The following is a 2441-nucleotide window of genomic DNA, read 5'->3' as shown; positions in this document are numbered from 1 at the left end:
CAGTAACTCGTCACTTTCTAGCTCATCCGCTAGAAACTTTCAAAAGCATTTACCAACCGGTGACAGAGACAGCGTACCCTACAAACCTCTATCACGCCGCAAAACCAGAGGCATTCCCAGAGATGAAAGGCTGCGTGCTGAGCTTCTTGCCTTTCGGGCTTTTTCGGCTCCTATCTCTGTACCATCAGCCACAGTTGTTCCAGTTAATGATCGAGCGCGAAACTTTGAAAAAGGCAAAGAAAAAGTTATAGCCACCGGTGTTTCGGGCACTGAAGCCTTAGAAGTTTACACCCCCTCCACTGTTATCGAAGTTCCTAGCAAAGGCTACATCTACGTTCCCCACGGTTATAAGTTGGCACCTGGTTATCACGTCACCAATCTTGGTTATGAAGTTCATTCCAGCACATTGAATCTGGATCAACCCATAGCTGCTAGCTGCCAGAGCTATGGCGAACAGACCCTGCTGGAACATTTTGAAGAAGGCGGGAATATTTTCCCCCCACACAGCTGGCTAGAGCGACGCCTGTCATCAACCTCGTCAATTCCATCATCAACGTCACCACTCCTATTGGATGAAAGTCTGCCTCCAACCGGTAATTCGCTTCTGAGAAAAACCTTGAAATCTGGTGATTCCTTTGGATTGCCCGATGACGAGTTACTTGAAACTCAGGAACAGGCCAAACTTCAAAGAGAGCACTTTGAACAGATCAAAGAAGAAAGTGAAAAACTGAAACTGGCAACACATAATCTCACGGAAAAAGCGTCCCAATTAAGGCAACAGATTAAAGATAACTCCACCAAATCCAGCCAGCACATAACCCACGCTGCGAGAGTTGAACACGAAACCCAAATAGTTCCTGAAACCGAAACAAAAGAGCACCAGAACCTTTTGAAGCAACTCTCTGAGCTCGAAAGCGAACTGGAATCCTCTCAACTCGCTAACCAGAAACTCATTGATGCCCAGACGAGCCTTCAATCAGAGCTGAATGTCAGAAGCAATGCAGCATTTCAACTCAATGTTGAACTTGAACAATTACACAAGAAAAAAGATGACATTGAAAAATCATGCAAAGCATTAACCGACCAGGGCAGAGCCAACCGCACGGAAATAGATAGTCTCAAAAAAGAAAATGAAACCCTCGCACAGAGAATCGGTAGAAAAGAAACGGAGCTTTACGCCCGGAATGAAGAGCTCACAGAAGTTCGAGAGTTTCTTAAAAATGCCCAGGAAGCCAACAAAGATTTTCAATCCCAGGTTCTGAACCTTCGCAGAGAGTTAACCGAACTGGCCCATGCAAAGAACACAGCCTCTCGCACTATCAGTGAAATACAACATCAGCTCACCACATCCCTTGAAAAAAACAAAACAGTAGAGATCACTCTTGAACAGACAAGTCAGAGACTGGAATCCGCTCTCAAACAACTCCGTAAATTCAGAGAAAGGCTGGAAGATAAAGACAAAGAAACATCTAAACTCCAGGATGAACTTGGCAAAGCCAAAAGTGAAAACCATCAACTCAGAACAGCAACCGGCCATCACAAGCTAGACAAACAAAAGTGGGAAACCGAGCGAGAGCGTGAAAGAGCACAGGTCAGCCAAACACTTGCAGAGAAAGAAAAACAACTGGCAAAACTTGCCTTTGAGCAAGAACTGCTGACAACAAGATGTCATCAATTAATGGAAGAGAGAGCACTTTCTGAACAGAGCTTGAAAGAACATCAGGAACTACTAAAAAGCAACCGCGACGAACTGGAGGCCATTAAACAGGAAGTAACACAGCTGAAATCAGAGAACGCCACTGTTATCAAAAGCCAATCTGACCAACAAGAACGCATAGCTTCCCTGAAAAACACTAATCAGACCTTACAGGAGCAACTTCGCAGTGCAGAAGCCGAACTTGAGCAGTTCAAGCTTCGCAACCAGTCTCTCATTACAGCAATCAGAGAAACCTCCACCACAAGCTCTGCCGACCAGAATTCACCCGAAAACCTTGAACAAGCCGTTACATGGTTACTTGAACGAAACACTACTCTTGAGAGGCAGTTGTCAAACGCCAACACCCAATACAGTCAGGCTGTTTTTCTAAGGGCAACACTAGAACAACAAGTAAATAATCAGTCAGAAGCTCTTCGCGAGCAACAGAGCTTACTGAGTGCAAACACTGATGACTTGGTGCGAACAAAAGAAGAGTTACAGCAGCGTAGGATAGAAGTAGAAAAAGCCACACAACTCATTGATTATTCTCTGGAAACAGCTGAGTTACAGAAACAGTCAAACTCGCGACTGGAGAGCGACAACAAAAAACTTTTGGCAAAAATAAAAGAGCTGGAAAAATCAGAAAACGACAAAGAACAAAGAATCAGTCAGCTGGAACATCAGGTCAGCGGACTGGAACAACGCAACACAGATCTTGCACAAGACCATGCCAAACTCAATAGCG

At 44.7% G+C, this 2441-nt stretch carries 1 protein-coding gene; it reads left to right on the top strand.

Features of this window, described 5'->3' with window-relative positions; genetic code table 11:
* Positions 1-2441 (top strand): hypothetical protein (locus QMA35_RS21340; protein ID WP_281649158.1); only part of this gene is annotated, 2441 nt, incomplete at both ends.

It is taken from the genome of Parendozoicomonas sp. Alg238-R29 (assembly GCF_947331445.1).
GTDB lineage: Bacteria > Pseudomonadota > Gammaproteobacteria > Pseudomonadales > Endozoicomonadaceae > Sansalvadorimonas.
This window is presented reverse-complemented; position numbering and strand designations above follow the sequence as displayed.